General features: G+C 58.6%; 24 protein-coding genes, 2 tRNA genes and 1 pseudogene. 19 read left to right on the forward strand and 8 right to left on the reverse strand.

The window, feature by feature from the left end; genetic code table 11:
• Window positions 1–2 precede the first annotated feature (2 nt).
• From K5845_RS02090 to K5845_RS21175, 4 genes and pseudogenes are all read left to right on the forward strand, one after another.
• Window positions 3–218, forward strand: a complete 216-nt coding sequence (locus K5845_RS02090; RefSeq protein WP_287958255.1) for a DUF2274 domain-containing protein — start codon at window positions 3–5, stop codon at window positions 216–218.
• A gap of 134 nt (window positions 219–352) precedes the next feature.
• Window positions 353–667, forward strand: a complete 315-nt coding sequence (locus tag K5845_RS02095) for a hypothetical protein (RefSeq protein WP_287958256.1) — start codon at window positions 353–355, stop codon at window positions 665–667.
• Window positions 668–686: 19 nt separating this feature from the next.
• A complete protein-coding gene (locus tag K5845_RS02100; protein WP_047099775.1) occupies window positions 687–1,076 on the forward strand; it encodes an HVO_A0114 family putative DNA-binding protein in 390 nt (129 codons plus the stop codon).
• A pseudogene (locus K5845_RS21175) lies at window positions 1,073–2,116 on the forward strand (recombinase family protein); the annotation flags it as partial. The gene K5845_RS02100 and the pseudogene K5845_RS21175, both read left to right, overlap by 4 nt.
• Before the next feature lie 576 nt (window positions 2,117–2,692).
• On the opposite strand, the gene K5845_RS02110 reads toward K5845_RS21175, so the two are convergent.
• Both K5845_RS02110 and K5845_RS02115 read right to left on the reverse strand, forming a co-directional pair.
• Window positions 2,693–2,782, reverse strand: a tRNA-Ser gene (locus K5845_RS02110).
• A 578-nt stretch (window positions 2,783–3,360) separates the two neighbouring features.
• A complete protein-coding gene (locus K5845_RS02115) occupies window positions 3,361–4,356 on the reverse strand; it encodes a hypothetical protein (protein ID WP_287958257.1) in 996 nt (331 codons plus the stop codon).
• A 345-nt stretch (window positions 4,357–4,701) separates the two neighbouring features.
• Here K5845_RS02115 and rplU point away from each other — a divergent pair, with 345 nt between their 5' ends.
• The 4 genes from rplU to obgE all read left to right on the forward strand — a co-directional run bounded on the left by rplU (window position 4,702) and on the right by obgE (window position 7,269).
• Entirely contained in the window at window positions 4,702–5,016 is a 315-nt protein-coding gene (rplU, locus tag K5845_RS02120; protein WP_046477429.1) for a 50S ribosomal protein L21, read from the forward strand.
• 54 nt (window positions 5,017–5,070) lie between these two features.
• Window positions 5,071–5,346, forward strand: a complete 276-nt coding sequence (gene rpmA, locus K5845_RS02125; RefSeq protein ID WP_046477427.1) for a 50S ribosomal protein L27 — start codon at window positions 5,071–5,073, stop codon at window positions 5,344–5,346.
• A 153-nt stretch (window positions 5,347–5,499) separates the two neighbouring features.
• Complete coding sequence (locus K5845_RS02130; protein ID WP_244465026.1) at window positions 5,500–6,087, forward strand: GNAT family N-acetyltransferase; 588 nt, start codon at window positions 5,500–5,502, stop codon at window positions 6,085–6,087.
• Between the two features lie 150 nt (window positions 6,088–6,237).
• On the forward strand, window positions 6,238–7,269 hold the full coding sequence (gene obgE, locus K5845_RS02135; RefSeq protein ID WP_287958260.1) for a GTPase ObgE: 1,032 nt from the start codon (window positions 6,238–6,240) through the stop codon (window positions 7,267–7,269).
• Between the two features lie 157 nt (window positions 7,270–7,426).
• Here obgE and K5845_RS02140 read toward each other — a convergent pair whose 3' ends face one another.
• Window positions 7,427–7,792, reverse strand: a complete 366-nt coding sequence (locus K5845_RS02140; protein ID WP_287958262.1) for a PRC-barrel domain-containing protein — start codon at window positions 7,790–7,792, stop codon at window positions 7,427–7,429.
• A gap of 177 nt (window positions 7,793–7,969) precedes the next feature.
• Between K5845_RS02140 and proB the strand changes: the two genes are divergently transcribed.
• The 5 genes from proB (at window position 7,970) to rlmH (ending at window position 12,556) form a co-directional block, all read left to right on the forward strand.
• On the forward strand, window positions 7,970–9,160 hold the full coding sequence (gene proB, locus K5845_RS02145; RefSeq protein WP_046477422.1) for a glutamate 5-kinase: 1,191 nt from the start codon (window positions 7,970–7,972) through the stop codon (window positions 9,158–9,160).
• A gap of 187 nt (window positions 9,161–9,347) precedes the next feature.
• On the forward strand, window positions 9,348–10,643 hold the full coding sequence (locus K5845_RS02150) for a glutamate-5-semialdehyde dehydrogenase (protein WP_046477421.1): 1,296 nt from the start codon (window positions 9,348–9,350) through the stop codon (window positions 10,641–10,643).
• Window position 10,644: 1 nt separating this feature from the next.
• A complete protein-coding gene (locus K5845_RS02155; protein WP_244465025.1) occupies window positions 10,645–11,334 on the forward strand; it encodes a nicotinate-nucleotide adenylyltransferase in 690 nt (229 codons plus the stop codon).
• Between the two features lie 169 nt (window positions 11,335–11,503).
• A complete protein-coding gene (gene rsfS / locus K5845_RS02160) occupies window positions 11,504–11,914 on the forward strand; it encodes a ribosome silencing factor (RefSeq protein ID WP_287958265.1) in 411 nt (136 codons plus the stop codon).
• A 159-nt stretch (window positions 11,915–12,073) separates the two neighbouring features.
• The gene (rlmH, locus tag K5845_RS02165) at window positions 12,074–12,556 is read left to right on the forward strand and encodes a 23S rRNA (pseudouridine(1915)-N(3))-methyltransferase RlmH (RefSeq protein WP_046477416.1); all 483 of its coding nucleotides are present in this window, start codon (window positions 12,074–12,076) and stop codon (window positions 12,554–12,556) included.
• 10 nt (window positions 12,557–12,566) lie between these two features.
• On the opposite strand, the gene K5845_RS02170 is transcribed toward rlmH, so the two are convergent.
• From K5845_RS02170 to K5845_RS02185, 4 genes are all read right to left on the reverse strand, one after another.
• Entirely contained in the window at window positions 12,567–13,397 is an 831-nt protein-coding gene (locus K5845_RS02170) for an SDR family NAD(P)-dependent oxidoreductase (protein WP_244465058.1), read from the reverse strand.
• Window positions 13,394–14,356: a cobalamin-binding protein gene (locus tag K5845_RS02175; RefSeq protein WP_046477414.1), complete on the reverse strand. Its 963-nt coding sequence runs from the start codon at window positions 14,354–14,356 to the stop codon at window positions 13,394–13,396. Before K5845_RS02175 ends, K5845_RS02170 begins: the two co-directional genes overlap by 4 nt.
• Before the next feature lie 89 nt (window positions 14,357–14,445).
• A complete protein-coding gene (locus tag K5845_RS02180) occupies window positions 14,446–16,125 on the reverse strand; it encodes an acyl-CoA dehydrogenase family protein (RefSeq protein ID WP_046477413.1) in 1,680 nt (559 codons plus the stop codon).
• Between the two features lie 245 nt (window positions 16,126–16,370).
• Window positions 16,371–17,903 carry a helix-hairpin-helix domain-containing protein gene (locus K5845_RS02185; protein ID WP_287958267.1) on the reverse strand — a complete coding sequence of 511 codons (1,533 nt, stop codon included), beginning with the start codon at window positions 17,901–17,903 and terminating at the stop codon, window positions 16,371–16,373.
• A gap of 349 nt (window positions 17,904–18,252) precedes the next feature.
• Between K5845_RS02185 and K5845_RS02190 the strand changes: the two genes are divergently transcribed.
• A complete protein-coding gene (locus K5845_RS02190) occupies window positions 18,253–19,101 on the forward strand; it encodes a YihY/virulence factor BrkB family protein (protein ID WP_046477412.1) in 849 nt (282 codons plus the stop codon).
• 90 nt (window positions 19,102–19,191) lie between these two features.
• On the opposite strand, the gene ccrA is transcribed toward K5845_RS02190, so the two are convergent.
• A complete protein-coding gene (gene ccrA / locus K5845_RS02195; RefSeq protein WP_287958269.1) occupies window positions 19,192–20,517 on the reverse strand; it encodes a crotonyl-CoA carboxylase/reductase in 1,326 nt (441 codons plus the stop codon).
• A gap of 304 nt (window positions 20,518–20,821) precedes the next feature.
• On the opposite strand from ccrA, the gene K5845_RS02200 reads away from it, so the two are divergent.
• The 5 genes from K5845_RS02200 to K5845_RS02220 all read left to right on the forward strand — a co-directional run bounded on the left by K5845_RS02200 (window position 20,822) and on the right by K5845_RS02220 (window position 25,822).
• Window positions 20,822–22,846 carry an ethylmalonyl-CoA mutase gene (locus K5845_RS02200; RefSeq protein WP_046477411.1) on the forward strand — a complete coding sequence of 675 codons (2,025 nt, stop codon included), beginning with the start codon at window positions 20,822–20,824 and terminating at the stop codon, window positions 22,844–22,846.
• Between the two features lie 87 nt (window positions 22,847–22,933).
• Window positions 22,934–23,020: transfer RNA gene (locus K5845_RS02205), tRNA-Leu, on the forward strand.
• A gap of 466 nt (window positions 23,021–23,486) precedes the next feature.
• Window positions 23,487–24,029: a peroxiredoxin gene (locus tag K5845_RS02210; protein ID WP_046477410.1), complete on the forward strand. Its 543-nt coding sequence runs from the start codon at window positions 23,487–23,489 to the stop codon at window positions 24,027–24,029.
• Window positions 24,030–24,516: 487 nt separating this feature from the next.
• Window positions 24,517–25,281 (forward strand): hypothetical protein, encoded by a 765-nt coding sequence (locus K5845_RS02215; RefSeq protein WP_287958270.1) that lies wholly within the window; start codon window positions 24,517–24,519, stop codon window positions 25,279–25,281.
• A complete protein-coding gene (locus tag K5845_RS02220; RefSeq protein WP_287958272.1) occupies window positions 25,229–25,822 on the forward strand; it encodes a hypothetical protein in 594 nt (197 codons plus the stop codon). Before K5845_RS02215 ends, K5845_RS02220 begins: the two co-directional genes overlap by 53 nt.
• Window positions 25,823–25,841 lie beyond the last annotated feature (19 nt).

Genomic DNA, 25,841 nt, shown 5'->3' on the forward strand with positions numbered 1-25,841 from the left:
CTATGACGAAGCTGAAACTCGGTCCCCTTGCCGACGACAAGCCGGTGAAGGTGACGCTGGAACTACCCGCGCAGCTCCACCGTGACCTGATTGACTATGGCGCTCTCTTGGCTGATGGCGGTGCCCCAATCGAGCCAGCCAGACTTATCGTGCCGATGCTGGAACGGTTCATCGCCACGGATCGCGGCTTCGCCAAGGCACAGCGGCAGGCGACCTGATCCGTCACGACGGGGGTGCCGCGAGCGAACAGGCGCGAATGCGGCACGCTACATACCGCCGATCCCCCTCCATGCTTCGCTTAATTCCGGGGCCATAGCGCGCCGGATGCCAACCGCAAAACACGGAGGATACCATGTGCGCAGAGCACCGCCGCGCCCAACGGGGCCGTCCAAGACAGCCGGCCCGCGGAACGCTCCCCGACGATCTCTACGACTATGACGACGATCCCGCGCCGCGCGTCAGCCCGCCGCGCGGCAGTCCGTCTCATGTCTTCGACGTGGAGAAGCTGCCCGTCATTGATGACTGGCCCGGCGAAGTGCCGATCACCGAGGCCGAGATTCAGGTGTTCGAGCGCTGGTTCGCCGATGTTTTCGATGAAATGTTCGGCTCAGTCGATCTGCCTGAAGGCTTGAAAAAGTTATCGCGGTATGATAATGAAAAGCCATAACTGATGATCGAGCTATGCCATGACGACACTCAAGGTCGGGATCGCCGAACCCGATGAAATGAAAGCCCGCACCATGCGGGTCGCCAGGGGCGAGGAAAAGCCCGCACCCGGCGATCCGACTGTCTGGTTCGCGTCCACCATGTCCTTTGCCAAGTTCCTGTCGCCCAGCAACTGCGAACTGCTCCGCATCATCCATGAGCATGAGCCGGACTCGCTGGAGGAACTGGCGCAGATCACCGGCCGCGCGAAATCCAACCTGTCCCGGACCCTCAAGGCCATGGCCGGCTACGGCCTTGTTCGCATGGAGAAGGGCAAGGGTCTCAAGCTGGTCCCCAAGGTCATCCATGACCGCGTGGAGCTGGTCTTGCCCCTGATCGAGCGGCGCAAGTCGAAAGGAACCCGCAAATGAACGCACAATCCCCCAATGTCGCCCTGCGGGCTGCCCTGTATTTGCGCGTCTCTACCGCTCGGCAGGCCGAGCATGACGTGTCGATCCCCGACCAGCGCAAGCAGGGCGAAGCCTGGTGCGCGGCGCGCGGCTATCAGCTTGTCGAAATCTTCGTGGAGCCGGGCAACACGGCCACCAACGACCGCCGCCCTGAGTTCCAGCGGATGATCGAGGCGGGCACGTCGAAGCCCACACCGTTCGACGTGGTTCTGGTTCACAGCTTCTCGCGCTTCTTCCGCGATGCTTTCGACATGGAATATTACTATCGCAAGCTCGCCAAGAATGACGTGCGCCTCATTTCCATTACGCAAGAGCTGGGGGACGACCCGATCCACGACATGATGCGTCGGATCATGTCCTTGTTCGATGAATACCAGTCGAAGGAGAACGGCAAGCACGTCACGCGCGCTCTGAAGGAGAATGCCCGGCAAGGCTTCTGGAACGGTGCGTTGCCGCCGATCGGCTACCGGATCGCCGCCGCCGAACAGCGTGGGGCCAAGACCAAGAAGAAGCTGGAAATCGACCCGCTGCACGCCGACACGATCCGTCTGATCTATCGGCTCGCTCTGGAAGGTCAGGGCGACAGCGGCCAGATGGGCGTCAAGGCGATCGTCAAGCACTTGAACGCCAAGGGTATCTTCACCCGTGATGGCGGCCGCTGGGGCATCGGCCAGGTCCATCGCGTCCTGACCCGCCGCACCTATATCGGCGAACATGAATGGGGGAAGCGCAGCAAGCACAACGACCCGCGTTCCGCCGGCGAAATCGTCATCGTCCCGGTGCCCGCCATCATCGAGCGGGAGACTTTCTACGCCGTTCAGTCGCTTTTGCAGGCTCGCAACCCCAAGACCGAACTGCCCGCCCGCGTCGTGATCGGGCCGACCCTGCTGACCGGCATCTGTTATTGCGGCAATTGCGGTGGGGCCATGACCATCCGCACCGGCAAGAGCGGCCGCTACCGCTACTATGCCTGCTCGATCAAGGCGCGGCAGGGCGAGACCGGCTGCAAGGGCCGAGCGATCCCCATGGACAAGCTCGACGACATGGTGGTCAGCCATATCGAGGACCGCCTGCTCGATCCCGACCGTCTGGAGAAGCTGCTTGGCAGCATCCTCGGCCGCCGCGAGGATCAGGCCGAGCGCCGCCGCGAACACATCGCCTCTTTGCAGCGGCAGGCGACCGAATCGGAATCGCGCCTCAAGCGCCTCTATGACGCCATTGAGGCGGGCGTGGCTGATCTGGACGATCCGGCGCTCAAGGAGCGGATCGCCGGTCTCAAGGTTCTCCGCGATCAGGCGCGGGCTGATGCCGACCGGGCGCAAGCCCTGCTCGAAAGCCCCGGCCACAGTGCCCTCAGTCCCGCGATGATCGAAGGGTTTGCACGCCGCGCGCGGGAGCGCATTCGCGGTCACGAGGGCGGCTATCGGCGGGATCACCTGCGCGCGCTGGCGCAGCGCGTCGAGGTCGCGGACGACGCAATCCGGATCATGGGGTCGAAAACGGAACTGCTAAAGACGCTTATTGCCGGTCAAGGGCGGCAATCGGCGGCGATTGGCGTGCCCAGAGGCGGTCTGAAATGGCGGAGAGGGAGGGATTCGAACCCTCGATACCCTTGCGGGTATGCCGGTTTTCGAGACCGGTGCTTTCAACCACTCAGCCACCTCTCCGTACCGAATATGTATGACGGGAAAAATTGGCTCCGCCTACCCCCAAGGCCGCAGGCCCAAAATACCCGCGACCGCAGTCCCGCCGACGCAAAAAAACGATCCAGCAGGACGCGAGCTTGTAGCGTCTTGATCGCAGCGATGCAAGGGGGCGTATCCGATTGATGACACGCCTCAAACCGCTCGGCTTTGGACATAAGCACTAAGAATTCCGAAAGCGTCTGATGCGCACCTGCCCTTGCACAAGTCTTTGAAAATTGCGCGATTCGCAGTGCGTACATCGTTTCAAGGGACCCCGGCCAGCCCCTTGAAAACAAAACGAACACTGCTATCTTTGATTTGAGATTCAACAACGGGAAGGAGGTGATCCGATGTTAAGTGAGATCTTCGGACTGACGCGGTGGTCTGGGTTTGCGGGCACAGTGTCGGAGCAGCCTCCGGTTCTAAGCTAGCTGACCAGGATTTCTATCCGGACCGGCGTTTTCAGCCAGTCTCACGGAGGGGTCGCGGATACGCGGCCCCTTTCGCGTTTCTGGAGTTTGCCATGCGCTTCGTGTTGCACATCCAGGATATTGACCTCATCACAGGGATAGTTGCAGAGGCATGGTCGCCGCGGCTTGCGCTTCATAGCCTTGGGCGATGAGACGCCCCTCAGTTGCATCAGCTTGCATCACCAGACGCGTCCGATCATTGAGCATCGGAGCAGCGAGCCAGCCAAAATCCGGCTTCAGATCTGCTGGAATTCGCGCCATCTGGCAGGCTCGGCCGGCGCTGTCCGTGCCGCGCGCGGTACCGTGCCAGCCAGCCGCTTGCCAATGGTTCGCCGCGATCTGGTCTCCCGTGTGCACACGGGCCTCTGTTTCAGTGCGCTCAATGATTGCGACCTCACGCGGCCCCAGACCGGAAAGCGCAAAAATGCCGGGAGATGCGATGGGGCGCTCCACTAACATCCGCTTTGCTTCGGTAAAGTCTTCCGCCGTTTCGAACACGTCGCGCAACACGTGTGCAGGCGTTGGATGGAGCATAAGCCAGACGCGTGCGCGATTGGCCGCCCAATCGACCGGGTAAAGTCCCACGGGCCGCCGCATGGGGGCCTGGTTGAGCGCTGCAGCAAAGCGTCCCTTGGCGACAGCCTGCAACACGCCGGTATAGCCGGGCCATGTTAGCGTGAGGAACGGCCCAGCAGCAGCCTCGACCTTTGCCGCGATGATGTGAGCGCCAAGCCCCGGCGTGCGCCAATCGAGCACACGGATGAGGCGGGCGCTGGCATTGTCCGGTGAGGGACACACGCGGACCGTGCAGCCCCATTCATAGTTGACCGACAAAAAGTAGGCCCCAGGCCTTCCGAGACGCACGGCGATGCGGTCAACCTCGGCCAAGTCATCGGCCTCTCGGCGCGCAATCCAACGACGCGATATCGAGTCCAGAACCTGCAGGACGCGATCGGGAGTCCGGCGCGTTGCCACATCAAGTAACGCGTGCGCCCTTTCTTCCTGACGGATAAGGGTCTCCCAGGGGAAGTCGGCTCCAACCTCGATAACCGGTATTTCAGGCAAGTCAGCCTCAGTTACGCGCATGTTTCCGCCTTCACTCCGACCCAGTTGGCCCACCCCTCGAGCATGTTCCCATCACTTGGCCGCTGTTATGTCCGCTAACGGCCTATGAGCCTCGAAATTGCCGGTCGTTATCGTTGACAAATGAGCACTCTTCTCTCATAAGACGTCGGTTCGCGGAGGGTATTAGCCTATCCGCGCAAGAGGCGCTGCCCGAGGCCCTCGCCAGCGATTTTTTTCTCTGGCCCGCTTATGCGAATTAAGTCCGCCAAATTTGCCTGATAATTCAAGGCAATACGGTGGCGCCACAGGGCGCGGAAACCCAGCCGGACGCGGAAGCTGCCGGCGAAGAGATAAAGGCTTAATTCAATGTACGCAGTCATTAAGACGGGCGGCAAGCAATACCGTGTCGCTCAAAACGATATCCTGACTGTCGAAAAACTTTCTGGCGAAGCCGGAGCCACGATCGAATTTGACGAGGTTCTGATGGTCGGCGAAGGCGAAAGCGTCAAGGTCGGCGCGCCGCTGGTTGCAGGCGCAAAGGTTACCGCAGAACTGGTCGAGCAAACGCGCGGCCCTAAGGTCATCGCCTTCAAGAAGCGTCGGCGGAAGAATTCCCGGCGGAAGCGCGGTCATCGGCAGGACCTGTCGCTTATCCGTATCACCGGCATCACCGCCGCCTGATTGAACTACGCCCGCGCCCGATGCAGGGCGACAGACTAAGGAAGGACTTGAGCAATGGCACAAAAGAAAGCCGGCGGCTCGACGAAGAACGGTCGTGACTCGGAATCGAAACGCCTTGGCGTGAAGCGCTATGGCGGCGAGCAGGTTATCCCTGGCAACATCATTATCCGCCAGCGCGGCACCAAGTGGCATCCAGGCACCGGCGTCGGCATGGGCACGGATCATACGATCTTTGCCGTTGTCGAAGGTGCCGTTGAATTCCGCACGCGCGGCAATGGCCGAACCTATGTTTCGGTCAAGCCCAGCGAGGGTGTGGCCGCGGCGGAATGATGCGGCGTGCGAAAGCGGTCCGATCACATACGGTAAAATTCGAATAACCCAACAGGAGGCGCACCGCGTGCCTCCTGTTTTTATATTTTCAAGGATCTTGTTGAACGATCGGCGGCACGAACAGGCGCGCGGATCAATGAATACGAGAAGATCATGGTCGGTCGCTTGTGGCATTTGGTGATGAAGAGGATGCAGGGCAGTGAGATCAGGACCCGGCGCTTACGACTTCGGGAACTGACGCAAGCTGACGCACGGCGCATCGCCGAGATTGGCGCGGATTGGGATATCGCCAGCATGACCTCGCGCATGCCTTATCCCTACAGCGAGGCCGCAGCCGATCAATGGATCAACGGCATTCACGACAAGGAAGTCGTACGCGGCATCGCGCTCGATGGTCAGCTCATCGGAGTAACCGGATACCTACCGGACGAAGACGGACAGAGCGCTGAAATTGGGTACTGGCTCGGCAAATCCTACTGGGGCCAGGGCTATGCGACGGAAGCAGCTGCGGCTTTGATTGCTTATTGCTTTCGCCGCGAACGCTTTTCGCATGTTACGTGTGGACACTATATAGACAATCCAGCATCTGAACGGGTGATCGCCAAACTGGGCTTCACGCCGATCGGCCGCAACAGGTGCTGGTGCGAGGCGCGGAATGCAGAAGTCGACGCTTTGCGCTATGAACTCAAGCGGCCACAGACGGCGTGGCTGCGTTTCCAAGGACCATCGCGCGCCGCGTGAACGTCGGTCGTTGCCAGAATTGGCCAATGATGACACGGCCGTACTACACGGTGCCTAACTCGTCAGGATGGATCGCATTAGCTGACGGCGGCGCTGGACGCCTCCCCTTCTTCGCGATTCCCCGAAGCTCTAATTTTCAAAGACTCGACCATGAAATTCCTCGATCAGGCAAAAATCTATATTCAATCCGGTAAGGGCGGCGACGGGAGCATCTCGTTTCGCCGTGAAAAATTTATCGAATACGGCGGCCCGGATGGCGGCGACGGCGGACGCGGAGGCGATGTGTGGGTTGAGTGCGTCGAAAACCTCAACACGCTTATCGACTATCGGTATCAGCAGCACTTCAAGGCTCGCAACGGTACACCCGGTATGGGCCGGAACCGTTCCGGTCCTGCGGGAGATGACTGCGTCATCAAGGTTCCGCCCGGTACCGAGGTTCTCAGCGAGGACCAAGAGACGCTTATCGCTGACCTTCAAACGCCAGGCCAGCGCGCGCTGATCGCGCGAGGCGGCAATGGCGGTTTCGGTAATGCTCACTTCAAGAGCCCGACCAACCAAGCTCCCCGCCACGCCAATCCAGGCCAGCCGGGACAGGAAATGACAATCTGGCTGCGCATGAAGCTTATTGCGGATGCGGGGCTCGTGGGCCTTCCCAATGCAGGAAAGTCAACGTTTCTAGCAGCTGTCTCCGCAGCCAAGCCCAAGATCGGTGCCTACCCGTTTACAACGCTTCATCCTAACCTCGGCGTCGTGCGCGCAGGTGACTTCGATTTTGTGCTTGCTGATATTCCAGGGCTGATTGAAGGCGCAAGTGAAGGTGCCGGATTGGGAACGCGTTTTCTCGGCCATGTCGAACGCACGAGCGTCATATTGCATCTCATCGATGCGACGCAGGAAGATGTCGCGACCGCATACGAAACGGTGCGCGGCGAACTCGAAGCGTACGGTGCGGACCTAGATGAAAAAGAAGAAATCATCGCACTGACGAAAATCGATGCGATTGGGGACGATGAGCTGAAGGAACGATCGCACGCCTTGGAGGCGGCTTGCGGAAAGCCACCACTCTTGCTTTCTGCCGTGTCTGGGAGCGGTGTTAAAGAAGCACTGTTCGCGCTCGCTCGCGTGATCGAACGATCTCGAGATGAAAATTCCAACGTGCCGGCAGAGCCGTGGCGCCCATAGATTTAGCAATCCGATAGAGAGCGGCTGGCTCTATCCGAGCCAGCCGAAGAGGTTCAGCAGAATGATTATCGAGATCGGGACCCCGAGCAGATAAAGGATAACGCTGCGCATTTGCTTTCTCTTTCTTATTTTTGGCTCATGCTCTCAACGAACGGCGTTAGTGCCAATCGGTTTTCACGCGGTAATAATCGTAAGCCTCTTTACGGGCTTGCATACCGTCATCCGCGATCAAGTCTTCCATGTCGTAGACCGGCGCTTTTTCCAAAACCTCGCGCGTTAGCGGCACGACATAGCCCCCCTTGTCTTCCTGGAAATCCAGCAGCGCCCACGGAACAGCGTGATATTTCTCACCGATACCAAGAAATCCGCCGAAGCTAATCACGGCGAACATGATGCGTGGGGATAGTTTATCCAGGACAATATCCTCAATAATCCCAATCTTTTCTCCACCTGTATTGTAGACATTAGTCCCAACAACACGCGAAGACTTTATTGCAATGGTATGCCCAGAAGGTGTTGGCATAATTTTTCTCCTCAGACGCACATCTAACCTTTGCTCCATAACCACTAGACATGGCATTATGTTCCATAGATCGCAGGCGGGTTGCGTCCCTCTGCTCACGTGTTTCCTTCAGCGCTCTGCCCAAAATGATGAAACTCTGCTATGGGCGGTGCCTGCACCAACGATAAGAAATAGACGATGTCCCTGCCCAGCGAAGCTGAACTCCCTGCCGTAAAAGCACGCCAAGAATGGCGTGACGCCCGACGCATCGTGGTCAAGATCGGCTCGGCGTTGTTGACCAATCAGCAGACCGGCCGGCTCAAGGCCGAGTGGCTCGCTTCTCTGATCGAGGACATTGCCGCGCTCAGAGGCGAAGGGCGCGATGTTGTCCTTGTCTCCTCCGGCGCCATTGCGTTGGGACGGCACGCATTGAAACTGCCTAAAGGCTCTCTGGAGCTTGAAGAGAGCCAAGCGGCGGCGGCCGTTGGGCAGATCTCACTCGCGCATGCCTACCAGGAGCTCGCCAACAGTCACGGTCTGACCGCGGCGCAGATCTTATTGACGCTCGGAGATACGGAAGAACGACGACGCTATCTCAATGCGCGCAATACGCTGCAGACGTTATTGCAGCTCGGCGCTGTGCCGGTCGTCAACGAGAATGACACTGTCGCCACCAACGAGATTCGATACGGTGACAACGATCGTCTTTCCGCGCGTGTCGCCTCGATGGTCTCAGCAGATTGCCTGGTTCTGTTGTCGGATGTCGACGGATTGTACACTGCGCCACCCGGCTCGAGTTCCGAAGCGCGTCGGCTCGACATCGTCACGGAGATCACACGCGAGATTGAAGCCATGGCAGGCGACGCCGGGACCGAACTTTCCAAGGGTGGGATGAAGACCAAAATTGAGGCCGCGAAGATCGCACGCGCAGCCGGCTGTCACCTGGTCATCGCCTCTGGCAAAGAGGATCATCCATTGCGGCAACTGAGCGAGGGAGGTCCGTGCACGTGGTTCCTGGCTCCTTCCGACCCGGTGACGGCAAAGAAGCGTTGGATATCCGGGCAACTCGAAGCCAGAGGCGAAGTCGTGATCGACGCGGGTGCGGAACGCGCGTTGATGAAGGGCAAGAGCCTACTGCCAGCTGGTGTTGTAAGGGTCGTCGGAGATTTTGACCGCGGCGACTGCGTCATTATCCGCTCTGAGGATGGCCACGAACTGGGCCGGGGCCTCATCGCTTACGCCCGCGGGGATGCCGAGCGCATCATTGGCAAGAAGACAAGTGAAATCACGGCGATCTTAGGCTATCTCGGTCGTGACGAACTTTTGCATCGCGACGACATGTCGTTACATCGCTCCGCAACAAAACCATCCGGCTCCAACCCATTGTGAGCGCAGCGGGCCTGCCCATGTTAGGCTTTTGCTGCCGCACTCACCCGACAGCCCCGTCCACGGCTTCAAAAAGTCTTGACCAAAATATTGGGAATGTCGGCTCAGAAACTTTATACGGCCAAGAGAACTTAATAAGCTTCCCGCTCAGCCTCATCTCGCTGGATGCGACAACAACGGAAACAATGCGATGACGGCAGCCGTTCATGCCCTAATCAACGACAACAAGATCGAAGCCGCGATGTTGGAGATCGGTCAAGCTGCGCGGCGCGCGGCGGCCGAGCTTGCCGTTGCCGAGCCGGGGCAGAAGGACCAAGCGTTGCGCGTTGCCGCTCAGGAGCTGCGTCACCATACAAGCGGGATCATCGAAGCCAACCGCCGCGACCTTGAAGCCGCTGAAGAAGCCGGCAAGAGCGGTGCCTATCTTGATCGGCTTATGCTCGATCCTGACCGTATAGAAGCCATCGCATCTGGTCTTGAGACCATTGCCGCGCTTGAAGATCCTGTCGGAAAAACAATCGCAGAATGGCAGCGCCCGAATGGGCTGGATATCTCGCGCGTGCGCACGCCAATCGGCGTTATCGGCATTATCTACGAAAGCCGCCCAAACGTTACCGCCGACGCCGGTGCGCTGAGTCTGAAATCCGGCAATGCCGCCATTTTACGCGGCGGGTCAGATAGCCATCATTCAAGCGTAGCGATCCTCACCTGTCTTACGCATGGTCTGCGTAGTGCAGGCTTGCCGGCCGATGCTATCCAGCTCGTGCCGACCACGGATCGTGAAGCCGTTGGACATATGTTGAAAGGGCTTGGCGGAACGCTTGACCTGATCGTTCCGCGCGGCGGTAAGAGCCTCGTCGCGCGCGTCCAAGAAGAGGCGCGTGTTCCGGTTTTCGCGCATTTGGAAGGGATCTGCCACACCTACGTCGATCGCGGAGCAGACATCGACATGGCCGTTGAGATCATCCTCAATGCCAAGCTGCGGCGTACGGGCGTGTGCGGCGCCACCGAAACACTTCTTGTCGATCGGAACGCCGATGACGATTACTTATCGCCTCTCGTGAAAGCACTGTTGGACGCCGGGTGCGAGGTTCGCGGTGATGCTGCCGCGCAAGCGGCGGACGAACGCGTCGTGGCGGCGACGGACGAGGATTGGGGGCAGGAGTTTCTCGATTCCATCATCGCAGTCAAAACCGTTGATGGGGTGGATGGCGCGATTGCACACATTGCTCGCTATAGCTCGCAACACACAGATAGCATCATCACAGAGTGTCACGGAACGGCGGAACGTTTCTTGAAACGCGTTGATTCCGCGATCGTTATGCACAACGCCTCGACGCAGTTCGCGGATGGCGGCGAGTTCGGCATGGGCGCGGAGATCGGTATCGCCACCGGGCGCATGCATGCGCGCGGGCCGGTCGGCGTCGAGCAGCTCACGACGTTCAAGTACGTTGTGCGCGGCAGCGGCCAAACGAGACCGAAGTAACGTGGCGCATAAATCTCAGCCGCACAGCTTTGGATCGATCGGGGTCCGAACACCTCTGGTCGTACCAGGCCAGCGCATCGGCGTCATGGGCGGATCGTTCAATCCTCCGCATGAAGGTCATCTCATTGTTGCGCGAACAGCATTGAAGCGGCTCCAGCTCGATTGGCTCTGGTGGCTTGTGACGCCAGGCAATCCGCTCAAGACGCACGATGATCTTGCGCCGCTTAACGCACGAATGTCAGCAATCCGTGCCATGACATCCGATCCGCGGATGGTGCTCACGAGCTTCGAGGATCAATTAGCTACGCCCTACACAGCAGCGACGCTGGCGTTTCTCAAACTACGCTACGCGAGCGCGCGCTTCGTTTGGATCATGGGGGCGGATAATCTCGCCACGTTTCACCGTTGGCAGAGATGGCGCGACGTTGCGACGGCCATGCCGTTTGCAGTGGTCGATCGACCGGGATGGCGCCTTCGCGCATTAGCCTCCCCAGCGGCACGCATTCTCGAAAAATACCGTATCGATGAGGCCCATGCTTCGGAACTGCCGCTGTGCCAGCCTCCGGCCTGGACTTTCTTAACCACGCGGCTCAGCCCCCTGTCTTCGACCGAATTACGGTCTCGTAGACTCGCAATTGTTGCAGAAAAGCCTCGACCAGACATTGAAACTGTAAAAATAGCAGCAATATAAATCGCGCATAGGTGTTGATCCGTATCGCAGGTCAAGTCTATTCTTGATGAGTGCAACGGCACTTGTTCTACTTCGACGCAATTGAGCGATGGACAAATGCCGGCGATGCCGGATCCATTGCTTGGAACGAACCCAATTGGTTCGATGACGAGAGGACGACCACTACAAGATGCGAACTGCGCATGAAGCGGCCAACAATGGCAAGCTTCCTTCCGAGGTTCCGCCCGAACGGCACACCTCGGCTTCACTGCTGAAGCAGATCGTCCACTGGCTGGACGAAGCAAAGGCAGAGGACATCGTCACCATCGATCTCGCTGGCAAGACGTCCATCGGGGACTACATGGTGATCGCGTCCGGCGGTACCGACCGACACGCTGGTGCCATCGCCGACATGCTCCAGGAAAAGATGAAATCAGCCGGCGAAGGCCGTGTGCGTGTCGAGGGGTTAGAGACCTGTGACTGGGTCCTGATCGACACGGGTGATATCATCGTCCACGTTTTCCGTCCTGAGGTTCGTGATTTCTACAACCTCGAGAAAATGTGGTCTGTCGAACGTCCGGGCGAAGCGATCTCCCACTGATCGCTTCAGGTCCCTGGCGCGTTCTCACGCATTGCTAGCCGCCATCCGCGGGATGGCGGTGTGGGTTCTGTTATCCGCCGAACCACTTTTGCTAGACTGATTTAAAAGCTGCCGACATGTTGGCTGCGCGTCATCGCATTCTCCGACCCAAGGCTTCTCATGCGCCTGTCGATTGTTGCCATCGGCCGCCTCAAGGACGGGCCCGAACGTCAACTCATGGCGCGCTATGCCACGCTCCTCGACGGTCTTGGCCGCGGTTGCGGCATAGGTCCGTTGACAGTTACAGAGCTTCCCGAGGCGCGGGGCGGCGATGTTGCCAAGCGAACTTCTGACGAAGCGCAACGCCTTCTGAAAGCCGCGGGAGCGGCCGATGTGATCGTACTGCTCGATGAACGCGGGAAAGCGATATCGAGCCTGCAGCTTGCACAATCGATTCGGGAAGATCGCGACGGGGGCGTTAAATCGATTGCATTCCTGATTGGCGGGGCTGATGGCCACGGTGACGAAGCCAAAGCTGCCGCACATCGACGCTTATCTCTGTCGACATTGACGCTTCCGCACGGACTGGCACGCATCGTACTTACAGAACAGCTTTATCGCGCCGCGAGCATTGTCGCCGGACACCCCTATCACCGCGAATAACATTGTTTCGTCAGTTGTTGCGCAGGACGCGATCCAGCAAAATGGTCGGCAAGGCGCGACGCAAGACGTTTGCGATGTATGTCGGCGTGGTCACAAAGTATCTCGCCTTGGGACGTGACGCCTCGACCGCATGCACGAGCTTCGCCGCAACGGCCTCGGGCTCAAGCTTGAAGGTCTGCTTCCCGCCAGCCTCCATTTCTTCTAGGCGACGCCTGTAATCCTCCGCGTAGGGAGACCGATCGATATCGATCGAGGCCTTAAAACGGCGCAGTGCGGTTTCGACGAAGCGCGTCCGTATCGGGCCCGGCTCTATAAGCGAGACATGAATACCTGAATCTTTGAGCTCAAGACGCAACGCGTCGGTGAGCCCTTCCAATGCGAATTTTGATGCGCAGTAGGCGCCGCGATACGGCGCTGCGACGAGTCCTAGCACCGACGAACACTGCACAATGCGTCCACGGCCACGTGCACGCATGTGAGGAAGGATGGTGCGCGTCAGTTCGTGAGTTCCAAACAGGTTCACCTCGAACTGCTCACGCAGCAGCGCGGCGGGTAAATCTTCAACGGCGCCTACTTGTCCAAAAGCGGCGTTATTGAAAAGCGCATACAGATCGCCCCCGGTCATATCCATGGCCTGTCTAGCGCAGGTCTGAACAGATCCCTCGTCCCCAAGTTCCAAGGGAATGGGTTCCAAGCCGTGGTCCTGTTTCAGGCGGTCGAGATCGGCTCGTTGTCGCGCGGTGGCGAGCACGCGCCAACCGCGCGCTTTGAGCACCAGCGCGCTCGCCAAGCCAATGCCGGAAGAGCAGCCGGTTATCAGTATCGATCGTTGCGTCATTATTGCTTTACGCCATGAGCTGAGGCGACTTCTGCGTTGTGACGCACGAACGACCGATCCCGATGTCCGTAGGCGCAAATGTCGGAATGAAGGATCTCGGCCACTATCTCCGTGCTTTCGACAAGACGGGGGCCGGGACGGTTGAAGTACGCATTGCCATCGGCCACGAAAACACGCCCCTCGCGAACGGCACGCAATCCTTTCCAAACCTCGTTGTCTTCAAGGACAGCCATTTCACGCAGGGTCGTTGGAACGTCGTAACCGCAGGGCGAAACGAGAATTATGTCGGGATCGGCATCGGCCGCATCGGACCACGCGATCCATGGCGAGTTCGCACCGTGCTCGCCAAAGAGATTGATCCCTCCGGCTGCTTCGATCAGTTCGGGCATCCAGTGGCCACCCGACATCGGCGGATCAATCCATTCGATATACGCGAGCGTTGGACGCTGGCGTCTCGCGACGACGGATGAGACCTCGGCGATGCGTTGCATCATGCTGGCCACCAACGTCGCGCCAACGTCTGCGCATCCGAGTGCTGCCGCGACTTTGCGAATGTCCGCGTAGATGTCCGCCATCGTATGCGGGCGGAGCGACAAGATCTGGGGTTTACTGCCAATCCAGGTACATACAGCGCGCTCAACATCGGCCAACGACACCGCACACACTTCGCACTGATCCTGGGTGAGGATCACATCGGGGTCCAAAGTTTGCAGTGCGTCGGCATCCACCTCGTAGACGGCAAGACCCTGCTCGACGAGGTTGCGAACGGCGTTATCGATTTGGCGGCTTGAGCCCTCGACCTTAAATTTTGGCCGTGTCACCGCGGGAAGGTTTTGAACGGTGGGCGGCCAATCGCACTCGTGCGATCGCGCGACATGCAAATGCCCCATGCCCAGCGCGTGTACGATTTCGGTCGTGCTTGCGATCAGGGAAACAACGCGAGGCCGCTCATGATCGTGCATCGCTCACTCCGATGATCGGTGCGCATGTCTCAACGGACGATCGGTGCCGCACAAGACTGCAGCACCGGATCTGTGCGTTTGAAGTTTTGTTAGTTTGCCCCTTCCAGGAGGCGGCGCGCAATGACCTGTGCCTGAATTTCGGCAGCGCCTTCGAAAATGTTCAGGATGCGGGCATCACACAGGACGCGAGAAATCGGATACTCGAGCGCGAAACCGTTGCCCCCGTGGATTTGCAGCGCGTTATCGGCTGCAGCCCACGCAACACGTGCACCGAGCAGCTTGGCCATGCCGGCCTCGAGATCGCAGCGGTGTCCCTGGTCCTTCTCACGCGCGGCGAAGTAGGTGAGCTGACGCGCGACCATGACCTCAACGGCCATCATGACGATCTTATTGGCCACGCGCGGGAATGAGTAGATCGGCTTGCCGAACTGATTGCGTTCCAGCGCATAGCGAAGGCCGAGATCCATCGCCGACTGAGCGACGCCGACTGCGCGTGCTGCGGTCTGAATGCGTGCGCCTTCGAAAGTGTTCATGAGCTGTTTGAAGCCCTGACCTTCGACGCCGCCCAGGAGTTGGCTCTCCGGTACCGCGAAATCGTCGAAGGAGATGTCGTACTCCTTCATGCCGCGATAACCGAGAACCTCAATCTCACCGCCGGTCATGCCGTCCGCAGGGAATGGATTGTCGTCCGATCCGCGTGGCTTCTCCACAAGAAGCATCGAGAGGCCCCTGTAGCCTTTCTCATCGGGATTTGTGCGGACGAGAAGGGTCATAAGGTCTGCGCGTACCGGATGCGTGATCCACGTCTTCTGTCCGGTGACCTTGTATGTGTCGCCGTTTTTCACTGCACGCGTTCTCAAGGACGCGAGATCAGAGCCGGTGTTGGGCTCGGTGAACACGGCGGTCGGAAGGATTTCGCCGGAAGCGATCTTGGGCAGATATTCCTGCTTCTGAGCGTCCGTCCCATTGTGCAGGATAAGTTCACCAGCAATCTCAGAGCGCGTGCCGAGCGAGCCGACGCCGATGTAGCCACGAGACAGTTCTTCAGAGACCACGCACATGGCCTCCTTGCCGAGGCCCAAGCCGCCCAGCTCTTCAGGGATGGTCAGGCCGAAGACACCCAATTCTGACAGCTTCGTGATGAGATCCAGCGGAATGTACTCGTTGTTGAGGTGCCATTCGTGCGCATGTGGGACGACTTCGGCTTCCGAGAAGCGGCGCATCTGCTCGTGCATCTCAACAAGAAGTTCATCGAGCCCGGAATCGCCGAACGTCGTCGCGCCCTGCTGATCCGCGATCAAAGTGGCGAGGCGGGATTTCACCTGCTCGCTGGAGCCGACAGCAACGAGGTCCGCAACCGCATCTTCAAAGGCACGGATTTCGTCGCGCGCGACGCCCAAGGCTTCCGGCCGGATGATCTCCACCTGGCTCATGGGAATACCGCCGGCGATTTGCGCGCAGTATTCGCTCAGCGCCGCGACCAGCAGCAGCTTCTCCATCTCGCCGTAGCGGCCTTCGCCGTTCAGCCGCTCCGCCCAGGCTGTCATCTGGCGCAGCCCTTCGACGGTGGTTGCGAGCCACGCCAGGCCATGAGCGACGTGCTGGGCGGCGTCGACGCCGCCAACCTCTTCAACGCGAGCCCGGACGCCTGTTTTGGCGAGGGTCAGGATGTGTTCGGCCTTGCCGACTGCATCACGCGCGCGCCCAAACAGGGTGTCCGGGTCGGCCGCCAAAAGGTCGGACACAGGCGAGAGCTCTGCAGTGGTCATAGGCGATCATCCCCTTCTTGAATTTTTAAAATTTGGCAATTGGCTCCGCGCCGCTCCTCATTCAGGAGTGGCGAGCCCGCGCGAGAACACGCATAAAGCCGTGCTTCGCTGCATAGCAGCATAAGCAGCCCACGTTCCGTGGCAAACGTCTTTTGCCATACGGGTTGGCATACAGGGGGCGTCGAACTGTCCCATGTGGCAGCTGGAGACGATCAAGGAGTGCCGTGGTCTTAAGGCATGCCAGATCAGCGGCGTTGCAAAACCCGCAGAAGCCGGGATAGTGCCGGCGCTGGCGTGTCTACCGCTGACTGCAATCGGCTAGCGGCATGCTGGACGGGCCCTACACCTGGAAACGGCGGCGAACGCGGCACGATCTCAACCGCGGCCTCTTCTATCGGTTCCCAATCTGATGGATTGCGCAGGAGCGGACCATCGGCGTGCGCCCATCGTTTGGCGGGTCGTTCTGTTGGCATTCTGCGTACACGCGGGGCCGGTTGCGCACGCGAAATGATGCTGACACCCTCGTCAGTGTCCTCCTCGTATGCCTCATAGTCTTGACGCGGATATTGATCTGCCAATTCCGCGAAATACTCAGGCAATGGCGGCGGCTGGATGTGCTCGATTTCGGCCGGTTGAAGATGCGCCGTGGATGCAGACGCGAGCGGCGGTGGCTGAGGGAGGGGTGGGGGCGTTACCTCGGAAACCACCGGATTCGCTGGTGTTGATTGAGCGGAGCCATTGGCCGGGAACTGAACAGGCGGCGGAGCAGGGTGCAGGGACGCGGTTTCTCCCGCTTTCACCCGTCGGGCATAGGCTGTAGCACAGCCTGTCGCCAAAACGGCCGCCTGTTCGATCCACTGTTCACGCGAGATGCGATTGCCGAGGCCAAAGCGCACGCTGACCATCGCAACCTGATCCACCGTGAAGTGGGCAATGTCCGAGAATTTGAGTATTCCCAATGAATTCAGGTTGGTCGCCACTTTATCGTCAATGAACGCAATGTGGCGCAGGTCATCGCCCGTTTCGTCAACGATGGGCAGAAACGCTGGAGGTGCGCTCGGCACGGGCGCGTCTGGTTGAAATGTCTCTGCCTCCTCCGCGCTGGTTAGTTCGACCGGAGAGGGAATATTGGGCAGCGGCAGCGCTTTCGCTTGGCAAACCAAGCGCGCTAAAGCGTCGTCAATTCTATCAACCGGCTGAGGGGCTGCGGTTGTATGGAGGTGCGCTTTTGAAAGCGGTTTGGCGATTGCACGGCCATTCCTTATCGCCAGAAGCGCCGCCTGCTCGATCCAATTCTGGCGGGAGATCGTGTTGCCCAGATTGAGGGCCTCCGCGACGGTGGCGACATCGTCCGCGCTCCAGGCCGCGATCTTCTCATAGGCCGTGGCCCCTAAAGCCCTCAGGTGCGTGGCAATGCTCGGTGTGATGCCGCGGATCCGCGTGAGGTCATCCGGTTCGATCACAGGAAGATCAAAGCTGGGCTGGAAAGGCTCGTCGGCGGCAGAACGATCAGCCCGGGCGGTGTCCGCCTGCAATAGATCTAAGGCTTCGAGAATGCGCGCACGTGCCAGGAATAAGGAGTTGCCCTTGAGTGCGTTGCATACACCTTCCGGCAAACCCGCTTCCGCGGCGCCATCCAGTTTCGCCGTCATGTTGCGGCCGGTACGCTTTTCAAAATCCCTTAGAGCCTGCCAGTCGGAATCGGCCGACAACAACTCTTCAAGGTTTGCAAGGTCACGCACCAACGCTCCGCGCGCTTGGGCAAGATCTGAAGACATCGTTACTCAACTCCAAGGCCTACCCAATCGAACGATCTGGCGACGCGGCGTTTCGACCGGGCATTCCATGAACGATGAACAAACGCGTCAAACTCGTCCGGCAGATGTACCACAACCTATAATCAGTCTTTGGCACCAATGCCTTCCGTCATTGAGTTTAAACACTGACAGAGTTAAGCGTCTATTACGGCAATGCTACGGCGCAGGCCTTTGCATTACTTTATTTGCGTCAGTATAGGCCCGGCGGCTGCGTGATGGTCATTTTTCGACCATCACCGAATGGTTTGCCGCGAGAAATTCGGTAGCTTCGACGGTTCGAATTGATGACGAGATAGACGTTAGAAACGAGATGCAGCAGCACCAGCCATTCCTCAAAGCAATCTACGAGCTCTACGAGCACTCCGGCTTCTCGATGGCTGGCGCGGTGGCGTTTTCGTTCGTCGTATCTCTGTTTCCATTTTGCATCTTCTTAACCGGGCTTGCCGGTTTGATCGGCAGCCCGGAACTCGCGGGCAAGGCCGTCACGCAACTCTTTCAGGTTCTGCCACGAGACGTTGCCCAGGCCCTAGCTCCGCAGGTGGTTTCAATCATGAGCTCAACCCGGATCGACTTGCTCACCGTCGGTGGCGGTATCGCGCTGTTCTTCGCCACCAGCGCAATTGAAACGCTACGTGCAGCTCTGAACGGCGCCTACCGTGTACGCGAGACTCTCACCTATCCACTGTGCTTGCTGCGCAGCATGCTTTTCGTGCTGATCCTGGCGCTTTCGATGCTTGTTCTGACCTGGGCCGTTATCGTAGGCCCTGCCGTTGCTGCGCGGTTCGAGCCGTCTTGGGTGAAATCGCTGCTCGACTCGACCTGGTTGGCGGTGGGTTTTCGCTATGGGCTTGCGGCTATCGTCATCGCGACGCAATTGTTGGCGCTGCATTTGTGGCTTGTTGCCGGAGAGCGCAGTCTTGCCGATGTCCTACCCGGCATCTTGTTATCGACGCTGCTTTGGATCGGCGCCGGCGCGATGTACTCGTATTATTTGGAGTTCAGCGACTACAGCCGGTTTTATGCCGGGCTCTCGCAATTGATGGTGGCGATGATCTTTTTCCAGGTCACCGCAGTCATCATTATTCTCGGCGCAGAGCTAAACCGCGGGCTGATCGAGCTAAGGAAGCTCTCGGCGAACGGCGAAACGATCACGTCTTAAAATAGTTTAATGAATTATACCGCAAAGGGCTAAAATCCTCAGCCCTTCACGGTGGCGTAGCGGCCAGAGCCGGCCGCTACTTTCAACTCGTCAACCGAAACGCGATTTTCCGGCTTCGATGACGTCTTCGAGCGTGCGCAGCCCCGTTGTCGGCGCCGACACGAGAACCGCCATGTTGCCTGGCTTATGCTCATTCCGGTACATGCGCATGTGCGCCTTCGGAATCTGAAGCCACGGGAAGACCTCAGACATGCTGGGGTCGACGCGACGCTCAATCACCAATCGGTTCGCCTGCGACGCCTGTTTCAGGTTTGCGAAGTGCGAACCCTGCACGCGCTTTTGATGCATCCACAAATAGCGGGCATCCATAGTCAGGTTATAGCCCGTCGTACCGGCACAGATGACGACCATGCCGCCGCGCTTTACGACGAAGACGGAGACCGGGAAGGTCGCTTCGCCGGGGTGCTCGAAGACGGTGTCGACGTTATTGCCCTTGCCGGTGATATCCCAGATGGCCTTACCGAAGTTGCGAACTTCCTTGAACCATTCAGTATATTCGGGGCTGTTGACCTTTGGCAGCTGGCCCCAACAGTTGAAGTTCTTGCGGTTGATGACACCTTTGGCGCCGTGTTGCATAACGAAATCACGCTTGTCGTCCTCAGAGACGATGCCAATGGCATTAGCCCCCGCGGTCGCGCAGAGCTGAACCGCCATCGAACCCAGGCCGCCGGAGGCCCCCCAGATCAGAACGTTATCGCCTGGCCGCGTGATATGCGGACGGTGGCCGAAGAGCATGCGATAGGCAGTGGCGAGAACCAGCGTGTAGCAGGCACTTTCTTCCCAAGTCAGATGCTTGGGACGCGGCAAAAGCTGCCGATCCTGGACGCGGGCGAACTGAGCAAACGAGCCATCCGGCGTTTCGTAACCCCAAATGCGCTGGGAAGGCGAAAACATCGGATCGCCGCCATTGCACTCCTCGTCGTCACCGTCATCCTGGTTGCAATGAATGACGACTTCGTCGCCGACTTTCCAGCGGGTAACCTTCGAGCCGACGGCCCACACGATGCCCGAGGCATCGGAACCGGCGATGTGGTAAGGGTTCTTGTGGACATCGAACATCGAGACCGGCGTGCCGAGCGAAGCCCAGACACCATTGTAATTCACGCCGGCGGCCATGACGAGAATGAGCACATCATGGCTATCAAGTTCCCATGTCGGAACTACTTCGACCTGCATCGCAACGTCCGGCGTACCCTCGCGGTCGCGGCGGATGCACCAGGCATACATCTCCTTCGGCACATGACCGAGCGGCGGGATCTCGCCAACTTCATAAAGGTCTTTCTTGGCCGCTAAGATCGCAGGTGCCCCAGTATTGGTTCCCTTGTTATTGTTTTCTGCGGCGCCTTGAGCTGACATGTCGATCTTTTCTCCTTGTGCTGTCATCCGCTGCACTTGTTGTTAATGTGCGTTGCAACATATGGGCGCATAATTCAGCGTGGCTGGCAAGAGCCGGGTGCCTCCGTTTTCAGCAACGATTTAGCCTTCCTAATTGAGCAAAGAGCTTCAGCCCACAGTTTTTTTAGTCGCTGAAATCTGGCATATTGAACACCATTAACCCGCAATGCTCGATGTGCGAAATGACATCTTCCGCATTGCAGCACAAAGCGATTATCGTGTAGCGGGCAATAGAAAATGCAATCAACTTAGAAGAGTCGATGGGATGGGCGAGAAGCTTAAGGACACCACAGGCAAGCAGTCCGGTGACGCTGCGACGGGCAAGGTTCCGCGCGACCGGCCGTGGATTTTCAGAACGTATGCCGGCCATTCGACGGCCGCGAAGTCTAACGAGCTGTATCGTAAAAATCTTTCGAAGGGGCAGACCGGCCTCTCGATCGCGTTCGACCTGCCGACACAGACTGGCTACGACAGCGACCACGAACTCGCCCGCGGCGAAGTCGGCAAGGTTGGTGTTCCCGTCAGCCACATCGGTGACATGCGATCTCTGCTCGACGGTATTCCGCTCGATCAGATGAATACGTCGATGACGATCAACGCGACGGCCGCTTGGCTCCTGTCACTTTATGTCGCGGTCGCCGATGAGCAGGGTGCGCCCCGCACATCGCTGACAGGCACGATCCAGAACGACATCATCAAGGAATATCTCTCGCGTGGCACGTATGTATTCCCGCCGGAGCCTTCCCTGCGCCTGATCAAGGACACCATCGTCTTCTCTTACGCGCAGGTTCCGAAGTGGAACCCCACGAACGTCTGTTCCTACCATCTGCAAGAAGCGGGAGCGACGCCGGTCCAGGAACTCGCGTATGCACTGGCCACCGCCATCGCCGTGCTCGATACTGTGAAAGCGTCCGGTGAGGTTCCGGCAGACGATTTCGCTACCGTTGTTGGCCGTGTGTCGTTCTTTGTGAACGCTGGGCTGCGCTTCGTCACCGAGATCAGCAAGATGCGGGCGTTCACGGAACTGTGGTACGAAATCACAGAGAAGCGTTATGGCGTCAAAGATGAGAAGTTCCGGCGCTTCCGCTACGGCGTGCAGGTCAATTCGCTCGGACTTACCGAGCCCCAGCCGGAAAACAATGTTTATCGCATCCTGATTGAAATGCTCGCCGTGACGCTCTCCAAAAACGCACGGGCACGCGCCGTTCAGCTCCCTGCCTGGAACGAGGCGCTTGGTCTGCCACGCCCTTGGGATCAACAGTGGTCGCTGAGAATGCAGCAGATCCTGGCTTACGAGACCGATCTGCTGGAATACGGCGACATCTTCGATGGATCGACTGAGATCGCGCGCAAGGTTGCCGAGCTGAAAGACGAAGCCCGCGCCGAACTGGAAACGATCGAAAAGATGGGCGGCGCGGTCGACGCAATTGACTACATGAAGCGCCGTCTGGTTGAGAGTAATACTGAGCGTCTGCGCGGCATCGAAACGGGCGAACAGATCGTCGTCGGCGTCAATCGCTGGACGGAAACCGAACCGTCGCCACTGTCGGCCGGAGAAGGCGCCATTCAGGTTATTGATCCTGCCGTGGAAGCACAGCAGGTCGAGCGTCTTAAGGCTTGGCGTGCTAACCGGGACGGCAAAGCGGTCAAAGCCGCACTTGCTGAACTTGAAGCTGCCGCACGCGAAGGCCGCAACGTCATGGAACCTTCCATCGCCTGTGCTAAAGCGGGTGTCACGACGGGCGAGTGGGGTGGTTTATTGCGCACCATCTTCGGCGAATACCGTGCTCCAACGGGCGTTGCCCAAGCCGGGCCTCAGGGAGAACGCTCGGGTCTGGAAGACGTGCGCTCGCAAGTTGAAATGGCATCGGAAAAGCTCGACCGCCGGCTCAAGTTCCTTGTCGGGAAGCCCGGTCTCGATGGCCACTCTAACGGCGCTGAACAGATTGCGGTTCGCGCGCGCGACTGCGGCATGGAAGTTGTCTACGAAGGCATCCGGCTTACCCCGGCGCAGATCGTTCGGGCGGCGCTCGACGAGAGTGTTCACGTCGTGGGTTTGTCGATCCTGTCCGGATCGCATGTGCCGCTTGTCAAAGAAGTCATGGATCGTATGCGCGCAGAAGGTCTGGACGACATTCCCGTTGTCGTAGGCGGCATCATCCCTCCGGAAGACGCAAAGGCACTGAAGGCTATGGGCGTTGCGGCTGTCTATACCCCGAAGGACTTTCAGCTCAACGACATCATGGCCGATATCGTCAAGCTTGTGATGGGCGTCGCGAAAGCGGCATGATAAGAAGTTGCACATAGCGCGATCGTTTCGTTGACGGACCGGTCGCGCTGAGTATTATGCGCGCCTTCCCGGCCCGATAGCCGGTGTGCCTCTGTGGCGGAATTGGTAGACGCGACAGACTCAAAATCTGTTGTCCGCAAGGACGTGCCCGTTCGAGTCGGGCCAGGGGCACCATGACTTTCCCTCGCGACGGTCTCTCATAGTCTTGCTGAATGTTTAGCAAGACGCCCCCTTCTAATGTCACATCGCTTTCTAGGGCAAATCTCGCGCAATCCGGCAGCAGAACTTCGGCGCAGTGTCCCGCACGTGCATCATAACGCCGCAATCGCGATCATTGGCGTTTCTTTCGCCATTCATTACAATGGCTTGCGTCATACTATTGTGGCGGGGAGCCTTAGCAATACGATCCGACGTATCACCGTTCGGCGCCGACGGCTTTGACTGTCGATACGCAAAGGACGACATCGGGTCGTCGACCTTCGTAAACCCTCGTTACATTGACTGCACTGCGACCCACCACGTCCAAAATGGTGCGCGTCGAAAGCTACTTACGGGTGAAGTGTGCTCGCAAAATTACTGCAGTAGCCATGGTCGATTGGCCCAAGGACGACTGTAGCCAAGATTAAAAAAGGACCATCCGATGATCGTGAAAAAAGTTCCAGACGTTACGTTCCAAACCCGCGTCCGCGACGAATCCGTTGGTGGACCCAACCCGTTCCGCTGGGAACAGAAGACGACGGCCGACTATTTCGGTGGCAAGCGCGTGATTCTGTTTTCTCTGCCGGGTGCTTTCACTCCGACATGCTCCACGTACCAGCTTCCGAACTTTGAAAAGATGTATGAGGAGTTCAAGTCGCTGGGCATCGATGAGATCTATTGCATCTCCGTCAACGATGCGTTCGTTATGAATGCTTGGGGCAAGGCGCAAGGCGTCAACAACGTTAAGCTCATCCCAGACGGCTCGGGTGAGTTTACGCGCAAGATGGGCATGCTCGTTGCCAAGAATAACCTCGGCTTCGGGATGCGCTCTTGGCGCTATGCAGCCGTCGTGAACAATGGCGTCATCGAGCAGTGGTTCGAAGAAGAGGGCTTCTCGGACAACTGTGAGACTGATCCCTACGGCGCATCATCTCCGGAAAATATTCTTGAGGCGCTCAAGGCAGCTCAATCCAAGGCAGCCTAATATATAGAACTTGCGGACGCCCCCTTCCGAAGCGTGGAGGGGGCGTCTGTCGTTTGTAGCTCGGTTATTTCAATGCAGGGCTAAGGGCAGTCCAGCTCATTGAGCCGCTCACGCGGCGGGTAGCGTTCGAATGCGCCCGCAATTTCGTATCTTTTAGCGATGATCTGCTCGCCTTTTTTGGCGACAGAAATTGCCTCTGCGCTCCGACCCATCGGGCGAGCCTCGCCTTCGTAAAACATGCGACGCTATAACCTAGCGCCACGCAAATTGCTTCCCTACCACGTTTCCTTCTCGGTTCTCCCCACTCGTGGACGGGGTTGGCTTTGCGCGAAAAAATCAGCCTCGCTCAACCCGGACTGAGGTCATCGCCTATCGTGTGGTGGAAACTCGAAATTTGACACAAACGGGAGCGGCAAACTCTTCGTACACCTCCCTGCTAGACGAAAAATATCGACTTTCTGAAACTCATGCATAAGAATTACCCTGAATGCGTATCGGATCGGGGTGGCTCATGCGCGTCTTGTTGGGGATCGATGACACGGATAATCTCGAGAGCCGGGGGACCGGTTATCGAGCGCGCCAACTCGGGCTACGGCTCGCGGGTGAAGGGCTTGCACAAGTCCGCGGCATCTCACGCCATCAGCTCTTCGTGCATCCTGATATTCGCTACACCTCACACAACAGCGCGCTATGTCTCGACCTTACGTGGGGCGGTCGTCCCCTATCTGAGCTTGCAGAGCTTTGCCGTTCGTTTTTGCGCGCTGAATCGGCGCCAGGGTCAGACGCTGCATTCTGCATCGCGCCCTTCGACGAAATTCCCGACGATGTGGTGACATACGGAAAGAGCGCAAAAAACACCGTCTTAAATCAAGACATGGCCCGTGAGCTCGCGCGGCGAACAGACATCCACCTTGAAGGCGTTACGGGTGATGAAGGCGGCGTGATCGGGGCGCTCGCTTGCGTTGGGCTGCGCAAAGGCGGGCATGATGGACGCTTCGTCTGGGTCGCCGGAGTTCGCGAACTGACGGGCGTGGCTACCGTCGCCTATCTGCTCGGTTCAACCGGCATCGACATCATCCGAACGCCTGACGACGAAATCTTAGCGGCCGATGCGCGCGTGCTCGTTGATCCTTGGCCGCGTCCGGTCCTGCTGGACGATAAGGCCGTATTGCTAATCGAGAAAATAATGGAGGGAGCTCATGGCGACCACGATTGGAAAATCGTCCCCAAAGAGATTATCAAACAGTATTGAGGCCTCCGGGCCGCTGACGTTGCCGCGTCTGATGTTCTTGCTGCTGCTCGGCGCGCTCATTGTCGTGTTACATGAAACCTTTCGGTTTCCTCTGAACCTGCCTGGACGGCACGGCATCGAAGCGATGGGGCTGTTGGTGTTTGGCCGGCTGATCTGCACATACAGATGGTCTGCAACGATTGTCGCCTTCTCGGCTGCCACCACCGCTTTCGCCTTTGGATCATCCGGTCACGACGGATGGTCAGGGCCGATTTTAGACCTTGCTCCGGGTGTTTTCGTCGACCTCGTCGTGATGGCAATTCCGGCTTTGCGGGATCGGCTGGTCTTAGCTCTTCCAGTTTTCGTGGCCCTTGCGTTTGCTACAAAGCCGCTCATGCGCTTTGCGGGGGCGGAATGGCTCGGTATGCACTTCGGGTCTTTGCGGCACGGCGTGCTCTATCCGATTTCGACCCACTTGATGTTCGGATTTGCCGGAGCTTTGGTCGCCGTCTTGATGTGGCTCGCATGGGCGCGCGTCAGTCATAACCAACGGGGCAGCTAGATCCCACTCGTTGTGGTCA

The organism is Filomicrobium sp. (assembly GCF_025698805.1).
In the GTDB taxonomy this organism is placed as follows: domain Bacteria; phylum Pseudomonadota; class Alphaproteobacteria; order Rhizobiales; family Hyphomicrobiaceae; genus Filomicrobium; species Filomicrobium insigne.